We start from the raw sequence: 18,260 nt of genomic DNA on the forward strand, positions 1-18,260 counted from the left end.
GGGCGGTCAGGCCGCCGGGCCGGGCTTCCCGGTCCGGCGCGGGGCGGGCACCTCGGGCCGCAGCCGGGCGAGCAGGCGCCGGCGTTCCTCCGCGAACGCCGGGTCGGCCCGGTAGTCGGAGTGGCCGAGGATCGGCGCGGGCAGCGGGTGTTCCGCGGTGCGGCCGTAGGCGAGGGGGTCCTTCAGCGGCGGGCGGTCCACGTCGGGTCCGCCGTCGCCGGGCAGTCGCACGGGGCCGCCGATGGGGTCGGTGCGCCGGTACAGGTTGCGCCAGCAGACGACGTCGCGGTGCAGGGAGTCCAGCGCGTCCGGCCCGAAGTGCGCGGGGAACCAGCGGCCGTACAGCCGCTCCAGCGGGGAGCCGTAGGTGAGCAGGGCGACGCGTCTGCGGGCGGACGGCGGGAGCTGCCAGGCCGCGGCGGCGGCGAGCACGCTGCCCTGGGAGTGCCCGGAGAGCACCAGCCGTCCTCCGGTGGCGCGGGTCCAGGTGGCGATCCGCCAGGTCAGGTCGGGCACCGCGCGCTCGGCGTAGCAGGGCGGCGCGAAGGGGTGCGCGGCGCGCGGCCAGAAGGTGCCGACGTCCCACAGGATCCCTATGGTGCGGCGGGCGGAGGCGTCCTTGTAGGCGCGCCGGCCCCAGGTGACGAGGAGGACGAAGCCGAGGCCGATCAGCCAGGACCCGAGGGCCTGCGCGGTCTGCGCGGCGCCGTGCACGACGGGGTGGGCGCCGTGCGCCGCCTCGCCCGGCGTCTCCCCGGTGGCCGTCGCGCCGGCCAGGGCCCCGGCGCCCAGCAGCAGGGTGGCGGCGGAGGTGGCGGCGAGGATGCGCGGCCCCCGGTCGGTGAGGGCGGCCATGGCGCGTACGGAGGCGATCCGCCGGGTGCGGCCGGGATCGCCCGTCTCACCGGCGTACTCCTCCTCGACGGCGGCGCGTTCGGCCCGTGCGAGGTGCCAGGCGCGGCGGGCGAGCCAGCAGCACATGACGAGCAGCAGCAGGAGCAAGGGCGGGATGACGGACGCCTGCCAGGTGAGCAGCACCGGCGGCCCCGGGAGGGAGGCACGGGTGCCGTCCAGCCAGTCGGACACCCGCTGCGAGACCCCGCCCGACATCACTCCGCCGAGGGCGCAGGCGAGCATGGCGACCGCCGGCCCGGCCAGCCCGCGCAGCGCGGCGCGCCGGTCGGGGTCGGTGCGGTGCAGGGCGTGCGCGACGCCGGCCAGGACGGTCACCAGCAGGCCCTGCGCGAGGGTGAGGGCGCCGAAGGTGACGTTGCCGGGCAGCCGGCCCGCCGACTCCCAGCCGGGCCGCTCCCACCCCGAGTAGAGCGCGCCGAGGACGAGCAGGGCGAGGGCGGCGAGGGGCAGCCCTCGCACCAGCCGGCGGTCGGCGTCGCCGTCGGGGCGGCGTTCGCTGCGGCCGCGGCGGCAGACCACCCACACCACCGCGCCCGCCCCGGCGGCCAGGGCGGCCTCCAGCAGCACGCCCAGGACGGCGAGGACGGCCGGGCCGCCCGGCTCGCGGTCGTAGCGGGCGGCGGCGGAGCCCACGGCCGCGGCGACCGTCAGCAGCGCGGCGGCGGTGTGGGCGGCGCGCAGCCGGGCGCCCAGGCGGCGGCCGTACCAGAAGCCGGGGCGGCTCAGCGCGGTCGGGCCGGTGTCCTCCTCCGCTTCGGAGCCGCCGGGCGGCTGCTGCGACTCGTACGCGCTCCAGGTGCGCAGGGACAGGAACCACAGCAGCCCGGTCAGGGCGGCGGGCACCACAGCCGCGAGGGCGAGCCGGCGGCCGGGCGCGCCCCACCAGCCGCCCTCGGGCGACAGGAAGCCGAGCCAGGAGTGCCGGTCGGCGCAGGCGGGCGTGCCGGCGCACTGCCAGGCGGTGAGGTCGAGGGCGACCTCGCAGGCGGCGGCGACGAGGAGCACGGTGAGGCTGAGGCCGGTCAGCCGCACCAGCAGCCCGTACAGCCGGACCGTGCGGCGGCGGCCGTGGGCGCTGGGGCGCATCCAGTGGGCCAGGTTGACCACCATGAACGGCAGGAGCAGCAGCCACAGGGCACGGGTGCCGTTGCCGGAGGTGAGGTTGCACCAGACGTACGCCTCGGGGACGGGCCCGTCGCGGCGGGCGCCGGGGTCCCGTTCGGCGTCGGCGTCGTCGGCGCGGCGGAACACGGCGGCGGTGTCGTCGCCGGTGACCCGGACCGTGCGCGGGTCGTCGAGCATCTGCTCAGGGGTGGTGCCGCCCACCCCGTGGACCAGCAGTTCCAGCGCGGTGCCGGGCCCGGCGGGCCCCTCGCCGGCCGGTTCTCCGCCGTGCTCGGCCGGTCTGTGCTGCCGTGCGTTCTCCACCGTGCGGCCTCCCCCGTGACGCCCCGTCGGATCCGTCCGTACGGGACAGGATCTCCCGCGCCCGGACGCTGTGCGTCCGTCGTCACTCAATCTCCCCGGTCCGTGTGACACGCACGCCCCGCGCGGGCCCCCAAAACCGCCATGTACGCGACGAGCGACCGGTGGCGCCGCCGGGGGTCCGGCATGGGAGGATGGGGCGTCCGCGCACCGGTGCCCGGGAGGATGCCGCCCGAGGCCGTGGACGCGCGGGAGTGTGTCGGACGGCTGTGCGGCGAAAGGACCGGAGCGTACGTGAGCGAGAATCAGAACCTGCTCGCCGAGCAGCGGCGCACCCTGATCCTCGACGAGGTCCGGCGGCGGGGCGGGGTCCGGGTCAACGAGCTGACCCGCAGGCTCGGTGTGTCGGACATGACGGTCCGCCGCGACCTCGACGCGCTGGCCCGGCAGGGCGTTCTGGAGAAGGTGCACGGCGGCGCGGTCCCGGTGGTCGAGGCGAGCACGCACGAGCCGGGGTTCGAGGCCAAGTCGGGCCTGGAGCTGACCGCCAAGGAGGACATCGCGCGCACGGCGGCCGAGCTGGTCCCGCCGGGCGCGGCGATCGCGCTGTCCGGCGGCACGACGACGTTCGCGCTGGCGCACCGGCTGACCGACGTCCCCGATCTCACGGTGGTCACCAACTCGGTGCGTGTGGCGGACGTCTTCCACGCGGCGCAGCGCTCCTCGGGCAGCCGGCAGGGGGCGGCCACGGTGGTCCTGACCGGCGGGGTGCGCACCCCGTCCGACTCGCTGGTGGGCCCGGTGGCCGACCAGGCGATCGCGGCGCTCCACTTCGACCTGCTGTTCCTCGGGGTGCACGGGATATCGGTCGAGGCGGGGCTGTCGACGCCGAACCTCGCGGAGGCGGAGACCAACCGGCGGCTGGTCCAGTCGGCCCGGCGGGTGATCGTGGTCGCCGACCACACCAAGTGGGGGACCGTCGGCCTGAGTTCGTTCGCCTCGCTGGAGCAGGTGGACACGCTGGTCACGGACTCCGGGCTGTCCGCCGAGGCCCGCGCGGAGGTCTCCGAGCATCTGCGGCGGCTGGTGGTGGCCGGCGAGTCCGAGCGGTCCGAGGACGAGCCGGCGGCGGCCGCCGACGCCTGACCGGGGCGCCGCTCCCGCTCGCCGTCCCCCGACCTCACCGGACCGCCGGCTCGCGGGGTGATCCCTCGGGCCAGACGCCCGTGCGCAGCAGGGAGTCGATGGCCTCCGCGTACGGCGTCACGTCCAGGCCCTGTCCGGCCAGCCAGGCGTCCGAGTAGTACTTGTCGAGGTAGCGGTCGCCCGGGTCGCACAGCAGTGTGACCACGCTGCCCCGCCTGCCCTCCGCGGCCATCTCCGCCACGATCTTCAGCGCGCTCCACAGCCCGGTGCCGGTGGAGCCGCCCGCCTTGCGGCCGATGACCCGTTCCAGGGCCCGTACGGCGGCGACGGCGGCCGCGTCGGGCACCTTCATCATCCGGTCGACGGCGCCGGGCACGAAGCTCGGCTCCATCCGGGGGCGTCCGATGCCCTCGATGCGGGAGGCGCTGTCGCAGGAGACGTCCGGGTCGCCGGTCGTCCAGCCCTGGAAGAAGCAGGAGTTCTCCGGGTCGGCGACGCAGATGCGGGTGTCGTACTGCATGTAGTGCACGTAGCGGGCGAGGGTCGCGGAGGTGCCGCCGGTGCCGGCGGTGGCGACGATCCACTCGGGCTGCGGGAACCGCTCCATCCGCAGCTGACGGAAGATCGACTCGGCGATGTTGTTGTTGCCGCGCCAGTCCGTGGCCCGTTCCGCGTAGGTGAACTGGTCCATGTAGTGGCCGCCGGTCTCCGCCGCCAGGGCGGCGGACGCCTCGTACATCGTGCGGGGGTCGTCCACGAAGTGGCAGCGGCCGCCGTGGAACTCGATCAGGCGGCACTTCTCGGCGCTCGTCGTACGCGGCATGACGGCGATGAAGGGCACGCCGATCAGCTTCGCGAAGTACGCCTCGGACACGGCGGTCGAGCCGCTGGACGCCTCGATCACCGGGCGGTCCGGACGGATCCAGCCGTTGCACAGGCCGTACAGGAACAGCGAGCGGGCCAGCCGGTGCTTGAGGCTGCCGGTGGGGTGGGTCGACTCGTCCTTGAGGTAGAGGTCGATGCCCCACCGCTCGGGCAGCGGGAAGAGCAGCAGATGGGTGTCGGCCGAGCGGTTGGCGTCGGCCTGCACCCGGCGCACGGCCTCTTTCAGCCAGGCACGGTAGGCGGGGTCGCTGCGGTCGACGTCGAGAGTGGCGCCGGTCGGGGTCTGTTGGGGAGTGCTCACGACTGGGCTCCTTACACTGAGCGCCGACGGCGTCCAGCGCGGCCGACACTCCGATCATAAGCACCTCGCGCACCACCTCTCACCTGCATAAACACATCTTTGGTGGCCTGAAAGCAAGTGCTGGGGCGGCGGGGGCGCGCGGGTGGGGGCGCATGGACGCGAGTGCCCCCCGCGCTCCGGCCGGCGGGGGCGCGGGCTCTGGTGCTCGGCGGCGGGTGCGGGCAGACTGCACCGGCGGGAGCAGGGGCACACTGGTTCTGGACAGTGGCCGGCCCGCGCAGCGCGGTCCGGTACACCGACGCGCACAGAGGGGGCGGGTGGCAATGGCGGAGCCGGAGTTCAAGGCCACGGGCGTGCGGATCGGCCGGCGGCTGCGGTCGCTCACCCGGGCCGGGCAGGTCCGGATCAGCGACGGGCGGCTGGAGTTGCTCACCAGCTACGGCACCGAGATAGACAGCGCGCCGGTGCAGGCCGTGCGGGCCACGCGGCCCTGGTTCGCACCCGACTGCCGGGCGCTGGCCGACCTCAACGGCCACCGGTACCTGCTGACCCTCGGGGACCACGACCCGGCGCCCGGGGAGCCCGGTCCGCCCGCGGCCCGCCGATTCATCGAGGCCGTCCGCCGGGCGGCGGGGCGCGGCGCCTGAGATGTCCGTGAGTTGCGCCACATCATCCGCTGGGTCACGCTGTTCTCACGTCACTCTGGGTTTACCGGCGATAACGCTGCGAACCAGCCCGCCGGCCACGACAGCAGGCGGCAGCGTCACGCAGGCGCCCTGCTGGATCCGTACTCCGTGTTCTTCCGGACCTCACGTCGGGGAGTCGCAGCCGTGATCAGTCACCCAAGCAGGCACTGCACGGTGGAGCTCCAAGCCCTGCCGTCGCGGATCGGCCAGGTCCGCAGAATCGTCTCTGCGCAGTTGCGCTACTGGCACATGGATGTCCTGATAGACCGGGCCTCGCTCGGTGTGACGGAGCTGTTGTCCAACGTCCACCGGCATGCCCAGCCCGACAAGACGTGCACCGTGGAGATCGAACTGCTCCTCGACCGGCTGAAGGTGTCGGTGCACGACCACGATCCGCGGCTGCCGGTCGTCGCGGACGCCGGACCGCTCGCCACCTGTGGCCGCGGACTGGCGATGGTGGCCGCCATGAGCGAGAGCTGGGGCGTGCTGCCGGACGACCCGGGCAAGGTCGTGTGGTTCACCTTGCCGGCGCCCTCGGCGGCCGAACCGGCGGCCTGGGACCGGCGCCCGCACCTCACGGCCGCCGCACCGGACCGGCCACGGTTCACGGAGGTCGCGCTCGGCGACCACGTGGCCGGGGTCCACCGGCCCGAACCCGCTCCCGCCCGGTCCGCCGTTCCGGGCTGACCGGGCGGTGACACAACGGGGCGCCACCGACGGGCGCGGTGTCCGGCGGACCTCCTGTCCGCCGGACACCGCGCCCCGGCCGGCTGCCTCATGCGGCGGCTACCTGATGTAGACCAGACCGTCCGTGGTGATGGTGGGCCGGCCGCTGGTGCCAACAACCACGATCTTCACGGTGTGCTTGGCGTTGGCCGTCCAGGTCCTCGTCCAGATCGCCTGCCGGTAGCTCGTGGCCGTCGACCTCAGGTCCACCGTGGCGGCCTTGACACCGTCGACGTACACGTACGCCTGCCCCGAACTCGACGCCCGGGAGACCACCCAGGCCGCCGAGCGTCCGGTGAACGTCCAGCTCAGGCTGGCGCCCTTGGAGGCGCTGGAGTACGACCTGCCGCCGAGGTAGCCGGTGGAGCTGCGCGTGCTCCAGGTGCCCGTCCGGACCGCGGCGCTCTCCTGGAGGATCACCGGGGTGTAGGTGGCCGCCGCGTCGCGGTGGTTGCCGGCGTAGTCGTACGCCCGCATCGACCAGGTGGATGCGGTGCCCGGCCTCGCGGTCCGGCTGGACAGGTAGGCGGCCGCGCTGAACGTGGCTGTCTGCGGGGCCAGCAACTGCACCTGGCGCAGGGCCTGGTCGTCGGTCGCCTTCCAGCGCAGGGTGACCGGGACGGACCCGGTGTACACGGTGCCGGCACGCAGGCCGAGCGTCGGCGTGGCGGTGAACACCGGCGCGGTCGTCTCCGCCACGACGGTCAGCGCGTCGGTGGTCGAGACGGCGCCGGACTGGTGCGTGGCGCGCACGCTCACGGTGTGGCTGCCGGGGGTGAGGGTGATGCGCTTGGCGTAGCCGGCGCCGGAGGTGCCGGCGACGGACTGGCCGTCGACGAGCACGTCGTACCTCTTGATCAGCGCCGCCGGTGTGGTGGCCGACCAGCGCACCACCGGCGTGCCCTTGGTGTAGTAGGTCGAGCCCTTGGCGGTCGCGTCGGTGAGGGACACGATCCGCAGCCCGTCGACGGGGCCCGCGGCCCAGGTGCGGACGGTCGGCAGCTGGGCGTACAGGGCGTCGCCCGGGCACTGGGTGTTGAAGCCGTCGCGGTGGCCGGACACCCGGTGGAACGTGTACTGCTCGCCCGCGGTGAAGGCGGTGTTGAAGTAGTTGGTCTGCGTCGCGCCGGCGGTGAGCATCACGGAGCCCGCCGGGTCGGCGCCGTACTGGCCGAGCTTCCAGGCCGTCACGCGCGCCACGGACGCCAGGGCGGCGTCGGAGGCGGCGCCGGTGCCGTGCGTGCCGAGGACGGCGATGCCGGCGGACTCACGGTTGAAGCCGTAGGTGTGGGCGCCGAGCACGGGCCGGTCGATGCCGCCCTTGCGGCCCTCGAAGACCGTGCCGCACTTGTCGACGAGGAAGTTGTAGCCGACGTCGTTCCACCCGTTGACCTCGGTGTGGTACGCGTAGATGCCCCGCACGATCGCCGCCGACTCCGCGCAGTCGTAGTCGTTGGCGCCGTCGGTGTGGTGCACGAACACCGCCTTCACCTCGGCGTTGTACTCCGACGGGTCGGGGCTCTTCGACTCGTCCGCGCCCCAGTCGGCACGCGAGGTGACGGGCGGCTGCGGCATCGTGGACGGCGGCGCGGTGGGCTCCGGCGACGGCGACGGGGACGGCGACTCCTCCACGGCGAACGCGGCCGGCTCGGGCGCGTCGACGCGCGTCTCGGCCTCGGTCACCACGCCCGGGTCGACCAGGTTCACCTCCAGGCCCTTGGGCAGCGCGGCGGTGGTGCCGTCCTCGTGGACGACGCGGGCCTCCACACCGTCGGAGGGTCCGACCCACAGCGGCTGGGACGCGCCGCGCATGCCGGCCTCGGCCTCCTCCGGCGGGGCGGCGTTCAGCTCCAGGTCCTGCCAGGTCCCCCACTCGCCCGTCTCCAGGCCTCGGGTGCGCACCTGCGCGGTGCCCTCCAGCGGCTTCAGCGCCCCGGTCCAGGAGACGCCGACCAGCGAGAACTGTTCCGTCTCGGTGCGGGGCAGCTTGCGCTCGCCGGCCGCGGTGCCCTTCAGGGCCAGGCCGTAGACCTCGACCGGCCGCCGTTCCTGCCCGGGGGCGCCGGAACCGCCGGACGGGCTGGCCGTGGCGTAGGTGACGACGCCCCCTCCCCCGATGAGCACGGCGCCGAGCGTCAGCCACGCCCGGCGTCTCATGCTCAGCGGTCTGTACGCGTGCGACACGGCACGACGCCGGCTACGACGGCTCAAAGAGATCCCCACCCTGAGAAGCGGCCCGTACGGGCCGACGGAAGTCACGGCCGTCGCACGGGATTCGTCCGCCTCGTACGACGCCTCACCTCTCCAGCGCCGCCCGTGCCCCGCCCGTCACAGGGTGGGATGGTGATATGGATCACTTGTGCGGGCCGGGGGCCGCGCGGGACCTCTCAGCCGCGTCGTCCGAACTCCTCCTCCAGGACCGACAGACGGCGCCAGTACTCGTCCTCGTCGATCTCGCCGGAGGCGAAGCGGCGGCCGAGGACGGCGAGCGGCGAGTCGTCGCGGGCGGCGGGTCCGTGCGGGCCGCGGCGGCCGCGCCACCCCGTGCGGCGCAGCAGGGCGATGCCGAACCCCACGACGAGGGCCCAGAACAGGGGGAAGAGCAGGATCCACGGGCCGGGCCCGCCGTCACCGAAGTGCGCCAGGGTCTGCATGATCGTTCAACTCCTCGGGTGCGGTGTCCCGTCGCCCCTCGGCGACACTTCGAGACTCGCTCCGACGAGGGGGTCCGGTCGTCGTGCGGCCGGCGGCAGCCGGCGTACCACCCGGGGAGTACGCGGGTGGTGCGCCGGCTGCTCCCGCGACCCGGTTCAGCCGGTCAGCCGGTCTGGTCGCTGTCCTTCATCGCGCCCCAGCCGTGCCACCGCTCGACCTCGACCCAGGCGCTGACGCGGCGGCGCTCACGGTCGGGGTACGCGTCGCCGCCGTAGTGGCGGGAGAGGCGGTCGATGTCGGCGAGGTCCTCGTCGTCGCGCATCTCGGTGACCCGGCCGATCAGGGTGACGTGGGTGTACCAGTTGTCCGCGTCGAGGACGGTGAGGGTGACGCGCGGGTCGCGGCGGAGGTGGCGCAGACGGACCCGTCCCTCGTCGAGGTTGACCAGGACGCGGCCGTCCTCCCAGAGGTACCAGGTGGGGGTGGAGACGGGCGAGCCGTCGGAGCGGAGGGTGGCCATCACGCACGGGTTGGGCTTGCGCAGCAGCGCCTCGGCCTCCGGCGGCAGTGGGGGCTTGGACACGTGAACTCCTCGTTGTACGGGGGGATCGGGGGAGGTGGTGCAGGCGGTCAGGTGGCGGACGCGGGACCGTCGTCGAAGCTCGCGTAGTAGGCGGCGGCCATGTCCTCGTCGCCGTGCCCCTGGGCGGCGGCCCGCTCCAGACGGCGGGCGCTCGCGGCGGCGACGTCGAGGCGGGCGCCGTGGCGCTCACCGGCCCGCACGATGAGTCCGGCGTCCTTGGCGGCGGTCTTCACCGCGAACTGGGCCGGGGACAGCCTCTCCTCGAGGATCAGCCGCGCCTTGGCGTGCAGATAGCCCATGTCGAGCGGTCCGCCGGCGATGAGGCCGAAGAAGTCGTCCGGTGCGACGTCGAGGGCTCGGGCCAGCGCGAGCGTCTCGCCCGCGGCGGCGGTGGCCGCGAGCACCCAGCTGTTGGCGACGAGCTTCAGCCGGGTGGCGCTCGCCGCGGCGCCGTCCTCGCCGGTCCACACGGTGCGGGCGCCCACCACGTCGAACACCGGGGCCACCGTGTCCCGGCCCTCGGCGGGGCCGGCGGCGAGCACGGTGAGCTGCCCGTCCTCGGCGGGCTTGCGGGTGCCGAGAACCGGCGCGTCGTAGAAGCGCAGGCCGTGGTCGCGGGCGAAGGCGGCCATCTCGGCGACGTCCTCGATGCCGCTGGTGGTGCACTGCGCCCAGACGGCTCCGCGCGGGAGCGCCGGGGCGGCGGCGCGCATGGTCTCCAGGGTCGCGGGGCCGTCGTACAGCATGGTGAGGACCACGTCGGCGGACTCGACCGCCTCGGCGGGGGCGCCGACGACGTGGGCGCCGTCGGCGGCGAGCGGGTCCGCCTTGGCGCGGGTGCGGTTCCACGCGCGGACGGTGTGTCCCGCCCTCAGGAGATTGCGGGCCATCGCGGCGCCCATGATGCCGGTGCCCAGGACGGTGACGGTGAGCGTGTCGGTCATACGGTCGGCCTTCCGTCGTGCGGTCGTCGTCCTTACGCCAGTGCCCCGAGAGGATCGTCCAGCACCGGCTGCCAGGCCAGCTCCGCCGCCCCGACCAGACTGTTGTGGTCCAGCGTGCAGGCGAGGATCGGCACCCCGCCACTGCGGCCCCACAGGCTGCGGTCGGCGACGACGGCCCGCAGCCGGTCGGGGTCGGCCTCCAGGAGGGTGCGGTGCAGACCGCCGAGGATGATCCGGTCGGGGTTGAGGATGTTGACCAGCCCGGCCAGTCCGAGGCCGAGCCGGTCGATGAGCTGTTCGGTGGCGGTGCGCACCCGCGGGTCGCCGTACTGGCCGCGGATCAGGTCGCCGGCCTGCTTCAGCAGCGACATCTCCGGGCCCGGCTCGCGGCCGGCCGCGGTGAGCAGGGCCAGCGGGTCCGCCTCGACGTCGAGACAGCCCCGGCTGCCGCAGTGGCAGGGGCGGCCGTCGGGGTTGACACCAAGGTGGCCGACCTCCAGGGCGAGGCCCGAACTGCCGGTGTGCAGGCGGCCGTCGAGGACCAGCGCGCCGCCGACGCCACGGTGGCCGGTGGCCACGCACAGCAGGTCGCGCGCGCCCCGCCCGGCGCCGTGCCGGTGTTCGGCGAGCGCGGCGAGATTGACGTCGTTGGCGGCGAAGGCGGGTCCGTCGAGGCCGGCGGCGCGCACCTGCTCGGCGAAGATCTCCCGCACCGGGGCCCCGGCGGGCCAGGCCAGGTGCAGCGGGTTGAGCGCCAGCCCTTCCGGTTCGGCGACCGCCGACGGCACGGCGAGCCCGGCGCCCACGCAGCGCCGTCCGGTCTCCCGCAGCAGTTCCGCGCCGGCCGCGACGACGGAGCCCAGCACCTTCGCCGGGTCGGGGTCGACGACCTCGCAGCCGGGCGCGGTGGCGACGATCCGGCCGCCGAGCCCGACCAGGGCGGCGCGGAAGCCGTCGGCGTGGATCTGCGCGGCGAGCGCCACGGGACCGTCCTCGGCGACGGACAGCCGGTGCGAGGGGCGTCCCTGGGAGCCGGCGGCCGCGCCGGGCCTGGCGTCCACCCGGATCAGTCCGAGCGCCTCCAGTTCGGCGGCCACCGCGCCGGCCGTGGCACGGGTGACGCCGAGCTCCGCGGTGAGCACCGCGCGGGTCGGGGCGCGTCCGGTGTGCACCAGCTCCAGCGCGGGTCCGAGCGCCCCCCGCCCCCGGTCCAGCCGCGTCCTCGAGGTGGTCCCTTCCCCCGCCGGCCGGGGGTCCGCCTTCCCGCTCATGGGGGCGAGTCTCCCATGATCCGCAACGCTCGCGGACGACAAGGCCGCCAACGTGTGGGGCCCCGGCGGGGCGTACGGGCGCACGGGGCGTGTGCCCGCGGCGGCCGCGCCCGTCCGCCGCACCCGTCCGCCGCGCCGGACCCGTCCGGGGCTCGGCTAGCCTGGCTGCACGATGAACGACCGTATGACGACTCCCTGGGGCGAGCCGGTGCTGTCCCGCTTCCCCGAGGACCCGCGGGACAGGCTGCGCGCCTGGGACGCCTCCGACGAGTATCTCCTCAGGCATCTCGCCGAGCGGCGGACGCCGTTGTCCGGGACGGTCGTGGTGGTCGGCGACCGGTGGGGCGCGCTGGTCACGGCGCTGGCCGCGCACCGGCCGACGCAGATCACCGACTCCTGGCTCGGTCAGGAGGCCACCCGCGCCAACCTCGCCCGCAACGGCGTCGAGCCCGGCACGGTGCGGCTGCTGACCACGCAGGACGCCCCGCCGGAGCGGATCGACGTGCTGCTGGTGCGGGTGCCCAAGAGTTTGGCGCTGCTGGAGGACCAGCTGCTGCGGCTGGCGCCGTCGGTGCACGCGGACACGGTCGTGGCCGGCACGGGCATGGTGAAGGAGATCCACACCTCGACGCTGAAGCTGTTCGAGCGGATCCTCGGCCCGACCCGCACCTCCCTGGCGGAGAGGAAGGCCCGGCTGATCTTCTGCACGCCGGACCCGTCCCTGGTCCGCCCGCCGAACCCGTGGCCGTACCGCTACGCGCTGCCCGGGGACGTCGGTGCCGTGTCGGGCCGTACGGTCGTCAACCACGCCGGGGTGTTCTGCGCGGACCGGCTCGACATCGGCACCCGCTTCTTCCTGCGCCATCTGCCCGCCGGGCGGGACGGCGGCCGGGTGGTGGACCTGGGCTGCGGCAACGGCGTGGTGGGGACGGCGATGGCGCTGGCCGACCCGAAGGCCGAGGTGCTGTTCGTGGACGAGTCCTTCCAGGCGGTGGCGTCGGCGCAGGACACCTACCGGGCGAACGACGTGAGCGGGCAGGCCGAGTTCCGGGTCGGCGACGGTCTGACGGGCGTCCCGGCGGGCAGCGTCGACCTGGTGCTCAACAATCCGCCCTTCCACTCCCACCAGGCGACCACCGACGCCACGGCCTGGCGCATGTTCACCGGCGCCCGCCGCACCTTGCGCCCGGGCGGCGAGCTCTGGGTGGTCGGCAACCGGCACCTCGGCCACCATGTGAAGCTGCGCCGCCTGTTCGGCAACAGCGAGGTGGTGGCGTCGGACCCGAAGTTCGTGATCCTCAGGGCCGTCCGCCGGTAGGTCCTTCAGGGTGCGCCGCCCGCCGGAAGGCCGGCCCCGCTCCCCCTGCCTAAGCTGGCAGGAGGACACGCGCCGGCCGAGGAGGCTGCGATGGACGGGACGACGAACCGGCCGGGCGACGGATCCGGCGGCCGGCGGTACATGCCCATCGCCGACCACGGGCTGATCGGCGACCTGCGCAGCGTGGCGCTGGTGGCGACGGACGGCACCATCGACTGGTACTGCGCGCCGCGCTTCGACGCGCCGAGCGTGTTCGCCGCGCTGCTCGACGCCGACCGGGGCGGCTGCTTCGAGCTGGGGACGGCCGTGCCGGCCCGCACCAAGCAGTTCTACTTCCCCGACACGAACGTGCTGATCACCCGGTACTTCACCGAGGACGGCGTCGGCGAGGTGCAGGACTTCATGCCCGTGTCCGGCGACTCGGTGCAGGAGGACCGGCACCGGCTGATCCGGCGGGTGCTGTGCGTGCGCGGGTCGCTGCCGTTCCGCGCGCTGGTGGCGCCGCGGTTCGGTTACGCGGCGGTGCCGCACACTCTGCGGGTGACCGGGGACGTCGCCGTCTTCGCGTCCGGCGCGCTGGACCTCGCCCTGACCGCCACGGTCCCGCTGGAGCAGGACGGGCTCGACGTGCGGTCCGACTTCAAGCTGGCCGAGGGTGAGACGGCGGTGTTCGCGCTGGACCAGGTCGGCGGGGAGCTGGCGCCACGCGGGTGCGCCCACGAGGAGGCGGAGCAGGAGTTCGCCGCGACGGTGCGCTACTGGCGGGACTGGCTGTCCGCGTCCCGCTACCGGGGCCGCTGGCGGGAGATGGTGCACCGCTCGGCGCTCACCCTGAAGCTGCTCACGTTCGCGCCCACCGGGGCGATCGTCGCCGCGCCGACGACGAGTCTGCCGGAGGAGTTCGGCGGCGAACGCAACTGGGACTACCGGTACATGTGGGTGCGCGACGCGGCGTTCTGCGTCTACGCCATGCTGCGGCTGGGCTTCACCGAGGAGGCGGAGGCGTTCATGGCGTTCGTCTCCCGGCACATCAGCCCCGGCGAGGGCAAACCGTCGGGCCCGCTCCAGATCATGTACGGCATCGACGGCCGCACCGACCTGTCCGAACAGACCCTGGACCACCTGGAGGGCCACTGCGGCTCACGCCCCGTCCGGGTGGGCAACGCGGCGGCCGACCAGCTCCAGCTGGACGTCTACGGCGCGCTGATCGACTCGATCTACCTGTACGACAAGTGGGCCGAGCCGATCTCCAGCGAACAGTGGGACCATGTGACGGCGCTGGTCGACTGGGTGTGCGGGAACTGGGACCAGCCCGACGAGGGCATCTGGGAGACGCGGGGCGGGCGGAAGAACTTCCTGTACTCGCGGCTGATGTGCTGGGTGGCGATCGAGCGCGGCGTCCGCATGGCCCGCCGCCGGGGCCTGCCCGCGGACCTGCCGCGCTGGACGGCGTGCCGGGACGTGATCTACCGGCGGATCATGACCGAGTGCTGGTCGGACGAGCTGCGGGCGTTCGTCCAGCACGAGGGCGGCGAGGTGCTGGACGCGGCGCTGCTGATGATGCCGATGGCGAAGTTCATCGCGCCGAAGGACCCCAAGTGGCTGTCCACGCTGGACTGTCTGACCCGTGAGCTGGTCTCCGACTCGCTGGTCTACCGCTACGACCCGAACGTGAGCCCCGACGGCCTGCACGGTGCGGAGGGCACGTTCTCCATCTGCTCGTTCTGGTACGTCGAGGCCCTCACCCGCGCCGGCCGTCTGGACGAGGCCCGGCTGGCCTTCGAGAAGATGCTCACCTACGGCAACCATCTCGGCCTCTACGCCGAGGAGATCGGCCACACCGGCCGGCAACAGGGCAACTTCCCCCAGGCGTTCACCCACCTCGCCCTGATCAGCGCGGCGTACAACCTGGACCGGGCGCTGGGCTGACCCTCAGTGGCCGTGCCCGTCGGAGTGTCCGGGCGACTCCGTGTGGCCGGGTGAGGTGGAAGCGGGCTTCTCCGGCGTGGCCTTGCCCGCCTCGACGGTGAAGGCGGCCGTGCGGACGACTCCGTCGTGCTTGAAGTCCAGGAACAGGCGGTAGCTGCCGCCGCTGGGCGCCGTGGCGGTGAAGGAGACGTGCGGTCCCGGCCTGGTCGTGCCGTCGCCCGGCTCCCCCTCGGGGTGGACGTGCAGGTAGGCGAGGTCTCCGGCGCGCAGGGCGACCAGGTGGCCGTAGGCGCCCAGGTAGGGCTGGAGGTCGGTGACCGGCTTGCCGTCGCGGGAGACGGTCAGGCGCAGCTCGCCCGCCCGGCCGGGCGTGAGCGCCCCGGTCAGCTTCACGTCGTAACCGTCGACGCGGGCCGTGGCGGAGGGCCGCGGCAGCTCGCGGGGGCTGTAGGGGCCGGAGGCGGCCAGGTCGGCGCCGAGGGTGAGGTTCTCCGCGCCCGGCCGGTCCGGGGTGAAGTCGGCGAACACCCGGTAGCCGCCGGCGCGGGGCAGGTCGACGGGTGTGCTCCAGGTGCCGTCGGGGGCGCGCTCGGGGTGGAGGTGGCGGTAGGTCACCAGGTCGCGGGAGGCCACGATCAGGTGCAGTTCCTTGTCGTGCTCCCGGCGGTACTCGTCGACGGCCCGCCCGTCCGCGTCCCGCACGGTGAACCGCAGTTCGGCGCGCTCACCGGCGGTGACCGCCGGGGTGTCCAGGTCGAGGGTGTAGCCGCCCTCGGAGATCTGCAGCCCGCCGGGCGCCTGCGCGGCGGCGGTCCCGCCGTGTTCGCTCTCCCCCGCCCCCGACGGATGCCGCTCCTCGTGCGCCGGGGGACGTTCCGCGACGACCGGGTCGAAGGTCTGGCCGACCCCGTAGGCGGTGCCGAACGCGCCGGCCAGTGCGGCGGCGAACGCGGTGATCTTCAGTCCGGTCTTCATGGCCGTCTCTCCCCTGGAAGCAGCGGCCCGCAACCCGTCACGAGCCGATCGACACAGCTCACCATACCCCTAGGGGGTACCAAGTCAAGTCGACGGACGCCTTGCGTCGCATACCCCACCGGGGTATACAGGTAACCCCTCGGGCGATACCCCTGCCCCGTATCCGCAAGGAGCCAGCGATGACTGTCCGTACGACAACCGGTGCCGATGCCGAGGTGGAACTCTCCGTCGGAGGGATGACCTGCGCCTCGTGCGCCGCGCGGATCGAGAGGAAGCTCAACCGGATGGAGGGCGTCACCGCCACGGTCAACTACGCCACCGAGAAGGCCCGGATCAGCTACGGCGCCGGCGTGACCGTCCCCGATCTGATCGCCACGGTCGAGGCGACCGGATACACGGCGAGAGAACCCTCCCCGCCCGACGTCGGCGAGCAGCCGTCGGAACCGGACGAGCTCCGCCCGCTGCGCGACCGCCTGCTGACGGCCGTCGTGCTGTCGGCACCCGTCGTCGCGATGGCGATGATGCCGGCCCTGCAGTTCGAGTACTGGCAGTGGCTGTCCCTGACCCTCGCGGCGCCCGTCGTCACCTACGCGGCCTGGCCGTTCCACCGCGCGGCCCTCACCAACGCCCGTCACGGCGCGGCCACGATGGACACACTGGTCTCCGTCGGCACGACGGCCGCGTTTCTGTGGTCCGTCTGGGCCCTGTTCCTGGGCACCGCGGGCACCCCGGGCATGACGCACCCCTTCGAGTTCACAGTGGCCCGCTCGGACGGCGCCGGGAACCTCTACCTGGAGGCGGCGGCAGGCGTCACGACGTTCATCCTGGCCGGCCGTTACTTCGAGGCCCGCGCCAAGCGCAGGGCCGGAGCCGCCCTGCGCGCGCTGCTGGAGCTGGGCGCGAAGGACGTCACCGTCCTCCTGCCGGACGGCGGCGAGGAGACCCGCCCGGTGTCGGATCTGGCCGTCGGGGACCACTTCCTGGTCCGCCCCGGCGAGAAGATCGCGACCGACGGCACGGTCGTGGAGGGCTCCTCCGCGGTGGACGCGTCGATGCTGACGGGCGAGTCGGTCCCGGTGGAGGTCACCGCCGGGGACGCGGTCACGGGCGCCACGGTCAACGCCGGCGGCCGTCTCGTCGTGCGGGCCACCCGGGTCGGCGCGGACACTCAACTGGCGCGCATGGCACGGCTGGTGGAGGACGCGCAGAACGGCAAGGCGTCCGCCCAGCGGCTCGCCGACCGCATCTCCGCCGTCTTCGTCCCCGTGGTCATCGCCCTCGCCCTGGCCACCCTGGGCTTCTGGATCGGCAACGGCGCGGGCACCACGGCCGCGTTCACCGCGGCGGTGGCCGTCCTGATCATCGCCTGCCCCTGCGCCCTCGGGCTGGCCACCCCGACCGCGCTGATGGTCGGCACCGGCCGGGGCGCCCAGCTCGGCATCCTCATCAAGGGCCCTGAGGTCCTGGAGTCCACCCGCCGCGTCGACACGGTGGTCCTGGACAAGACCGGAACCGTCACCACCGGCCGGATGAGCCTGGTGGCCGTCCACTCCCCCGACACCGACGAGACGGACGTCCTGCGCCTGGCCGGCGCCCTGGAGCACGCCTCGGAACACCCGATCGCCCGGGCCGTGGCGGACGCGGCCCTGGCCAAGCTGGGCACCCTGCCCACCCCGGAGGACTTCACGGCCGTGCCCGGCCTGGGCGTCCAGGGCATCGTCGAGGGCCACGCGGTCCTGGTGGGCCGCCCCCGCCTGATGGCGGAATGGTCCCTCCCCCTTCCCGCCCACCTGGCCGGCACCCTCACCGCAACCGAGACGACGGGCCACACAGCCGTCCTGGTCGCATGGGACGGCGAGGTCCGCGCCGTGCTGGAGATCGCCGACACGGTGAAGGAGACCAGCCCGGAGGCGATCCGCCGCCTGCGCGCACTGGGCCTGCGCCCCGTCCTGCTGACCGGCGACAACGAGGCGGTGGCGCACTCGGTGGCCCGCGAGCTGGACATCGCCCCCGACGACGTGATCGCGGAGGTGCTCCCCCAGGACAAGGTGGACGTCGTCAAGCGCCTGCAGTCACAGGGCCACTCCGTGGCGATGGTCGGCGACGGAGTGAACGACGCGGCGGCCCTCGCCCAGGCCGACCTGGGCCTGGCGATGGGCACCGGCACGGACGCGGCGATCGAGGCGGGCGACCTCACGCTGGTCCGCGGCGACCTGCGGGCCGCGGCGGACGCCGTCCGGCTCGCCCGCCGCACCCTGGGCACGATCAGGTCCAACCTGTTCTGGGCGTTCGCCTACAACGTCGCCGCGCTGCCCCTCGCGGCGTCCGGTCTGCTGAACCCCATGATCGCGGGGGCGGCCATGGCGTTCTCGTCGGTGTTCGTGGTGGGCAACTCCCTGCGGCTGCGGACGTTCCGGGCGGCCTGAAGGGCGTACGGGCGGGGCGGCCGGGCCCGTGGCGTGGACCATGCGTACCGTGGGCACCCGGTGCACCCCGCCCCA

14 protein-coding genes are annotated in these 18,260 nt (G+C 74.1%); 6 read left to right on the forward strand and 8 right to left on the reverse strand.

What is annotated here, in order from left to right; translation table 11 throughout:
• Nucleotides 1-6: 6 nt before the first annotated feature.
• Nucleotides 7-2,343, reverse strand: coding sequence for a hypothetical protein (locus ACP7TJ_RS03140; protein ID WP_427762000.1), 2,337 nt, complete (start codon nt 2,341-2,343; stop codon nt 7-9).
• A gap of 291 nt (nt 2,344-2,634) precedes the next feature.
• Between ACP7TJ_RS03140 and ACP7TJ_RS03145 the strand changes: the two genes are divergently transcribed.
• The gene (locus tag ACP7TJ_RS03145) at nt 2,635-3,486 is read left to right on the forward strand and encodes a DeoR/GlpR family DNA-binding transcription regulator (protein ID WP_427762002.1); all 852 of its coding nucleotides are present in this window, start codon (nt 2,635-2,637) and stop codon (nt 3,484-3,486) included.
• A 34-nt stretch (nt 3,487-3,520) separates the two neighbouring features.
• Here the strand turns inward: ACP7TJ_RS03145 and ACP7TJ_RS03150 are convergent, their stop codons facing one another.
• Entirely contained in the window at nt 3,521-4,672 is a 1,152-nt protein-coding gene (locus ACP7TJ_RS03150; protein ID WP_093765527.1) for a PLP-dependent cysteine synthase family protein, read from the reverse strand.
• Nucleotides 4,673-4,995: 323 nt separating this feature from the next.
• Between ACP7TJ_RS03150 and ACP7TJ_RS03155 the strand changes: the two genes are divergently transcribed.
• Both ACP7TJ_RS03155 and ACP7TJ_RS03160 read left to right on the forward strand, forming a co-directional pair.
• The gene (locus ACP7TJ_RS03155; protein WP_427762004.1) at nt 4,996-5,319 is read left to right on the forward strand and encodes a hypothetical protein; all 324 of its coding nucleotides are present in this window, start codon (nt 4,996-4,998) and stop codon (nt 5,317-5,319) included.
• A gap of 183 nt (nt 5,320-5,502) precedes the next feature.
• Nucleotides 5,503-6,045, forward strand: a complete 543-nt coding sequence (locus ACP7TJ_RS03160; RefSeq protein ID WP_189910410.1) for an ATP-binding protein — start codon at nt 5,503-5,505, stop codon at nt 6,043-6,045.
• A 99-nt stretch (nt 6,046-6,144) separates the two neighbouring features.
• On the opposite strand, the gene ACP7TJ_RS03165 is transcribed toward ACP7TJ_RS03160, so the two are convergent.
• From ACP7TJ_RS03165 to ACP7TJ_RS03185, 5 genes are all read right to left on the reverse strand, one after another.
• Nucleotides 6,145-8,241, reverse strand: coding sequence for a peptidoglycan recognition protein family protein (locus ACP7TJ_RS03165; protein WP_266395121.1), 2,097 nt, complete (start codon nt 8,239-8,241; stop codon nt 6,145-6,147).
• Nucleotides 8,242-8,471: 230 nt separating this feature from the next.
• Entirely contained in the window at nt 8,472-8,738 is a 267-nt protein-coding gene (locus ACP7TJ_RS03170) for an SHOCT domain-containing protein (protein ID WP_266395122.1), read from the reverse strand.
• A 164-nt stretch (nt 8,739-8,902) separates the two neighbouring features.
• Nucleotides 8,903-9,322 carry a PPOX class F420-dependent oxidoreductase gene (locus ACP7TJ_RS03175; RefSeq protein ID WP_093765531.1) on the reverse strand — a complete coding sequence of 140 codons (420 nt, stop codon included), beginning with the start codon at nt 9,320-9,322 and terminating at the stop codon, nt 8,903-8,905.
• Between the two features lie 47 nt (nt 9,323-9,369).
• Complete coding sequence (locus ACP7TJ_RS03180) at nt 9,370-10,266, reverse strand: NAD(P)-dependent oxidoreductase (protein ID WP_427762008.1); 897 nt, start codon at nt 10,264-10,266, stop codon at nt 9,370-9,372.
• Between the two features lie 32 nt (nt 10,267-10,298).
• The gene (locus ACP7TJ_RS03185; protein ID WP_367474145.1) at nt 10,299-11,537 is read right to left on the reverse strand and encodes an ROK family protein; all 1,239 of its coding nucleotides are present in this window, start codon (nt 11,535-11,537) and stop codon (nt 10,299-10,301) included.
• A 184-nt stretch (nt 11,538-11,721) separates the two neighbouring features.
• On the opposite strand from ACP7TJ_RS03185, the gene ACP7TJ_RS03190 reads away from it, so the two are divergent.
• Complete coding sequence (locus ACP7TJ_RS03190) at nt 11,722-12,855, forward strand: methyltransferase (protein WP_390923598.1); 1,134 nt, start codon at nt 11,722-11,724, stop codon at nt 12,853-12,855.
• 90 nt (nt 12,856-12,945) lie between these two features.
• Nucleotides 12,946-14,784 carry a glycoside hydrolase family 15 protein gene (locus ACP7TJ_RS03195; protein WP_189910405.1) on the forward strand — a complete coding sequence of 613 codons (1,839 nt, stop codon included), beginning with the start codon at nt 12,946-12,948 and terminating at the stop codon, nt 14,782-14,784.
• 3 nt (nt 14,785-14,787) lie between these two features.
• Here the strand turns inward: ACP7TJ_RS03195 and ACP7TJ_RS03200 are convergent, their stop codons facing one another.
• A complete protein-coding gene (locus tag ACP7TJ_RS03200) occupies nt 14,788-15,759 on the reverse strand; it encodes a hypothetical protein (protein ID WP_370162758.1) in 972 nt (323 codons plus the stop codon).
• A gap of 179 nt (nt 15,760-15,938) precedes the next feature.
• Here ACP7TJ_RS03200 and ACP7TJ_RS03205 point away from each other — a divergent pair, with 179 nt between their 5' ends.
• Nucleotides 15,939-18,185: a heavy metal translocating P-type ATPase gene (locus tag ACP7TJ_RS03205; RefSeq protein WP_427762011.1), complete on the forward strand. Its 2,247-nt coding sequence runs from the start codon at nt 15,939-15,941 to the stop codon at nt 18,183-18,185.
• Nucleotides 18,186-18,260 lie beyond the last annotated feature (75 nt).

The sequence above is a fragment of the Streptomyces sp. DSM 41931 genome, assembly GCF_050271085.1.
In the GTDB taxonomy this organism is placed as follows: domain Bacteria; phylum Actinomycetota; class Actinomycetes; order Streptomycetales; family Streptomycetaceae; genus Streptomyces; species Streptomyces albogriseolus.

What these genes read in the sequence shown, in the direction of transcription:
- ACP7TJ_RS03190 (WP_390923598.1), top strand. Translation starts at nt 11,722, where the DNA reads ATGACGACTCCCTGGGGCGAGCCGGTGCTGTCCCGCTTCCCCGAGGAC.
- ACP7TJ_RS03200 (WP_370162758.1), bottom strand. Translation starts at nt 15,759, where the DNA reads ATGAAGACCGGACTGAAGATCACCGCGTTCGCCGCCGCACTGGCCGGC.
- ACP7TJ_RS03155 (WP_427762004.1), top strand. Translation starts at nt 4,996, where the DNA reads ATGGCGGAGCCGGAGTTCAAGGCCACGGGCGTGCGGATCGGCCGGCGG.
- ACP7TJ_RS03195 (WP_189910405.1), top strand. Translation starts at nt 12,946, where the DNA reads ATGGACGGGACGACGAACCGGCCGGGCGACGGATCCGGCGGCCGGCGG.
- ACP7TJ_RS03165 (WP_266395121.1), bottom strand. Translation starts at nt 8,241, where the DNA reads ATGAGACGCCGGGCGTGGCTGACGCTCGGCGCCGTGCTCATCGGGGGA.
- ACP7TJ_RS03170 (WP_266395122.1), bottom strand. Translation starts at nt 8,738, where the DNA reads ATGCAGACCCTGGCGCACTTCGGTGACGGCGGGCCCGGCCCGTGGATC.
- ACP7TJ_RS03205 (WP_427762011.1), top strand. Translation starts at nt 15,939, where the DNA reads ATGACTGTCCGTACGACAACCGGTGCCGATGCCGAGGTGGAACTCTCC.
- ACP7TJ_RS03180 (WP_427762008.1), bottom strand. Translation starts at nt 10,266, where the DNA reads ATGACCGACACGCTCACCGTCACCGTCCTGGGCACCGGCATCATGGGC.
- ACP7TJ_RS03185 (WP_367474145.1), bottom strand. Translation starts at nt 11,537, where the DNA reads ATGAGCGGGAAGGCGGACCCCCGGCCGGCGGGGGAAGGGACCACCTCG.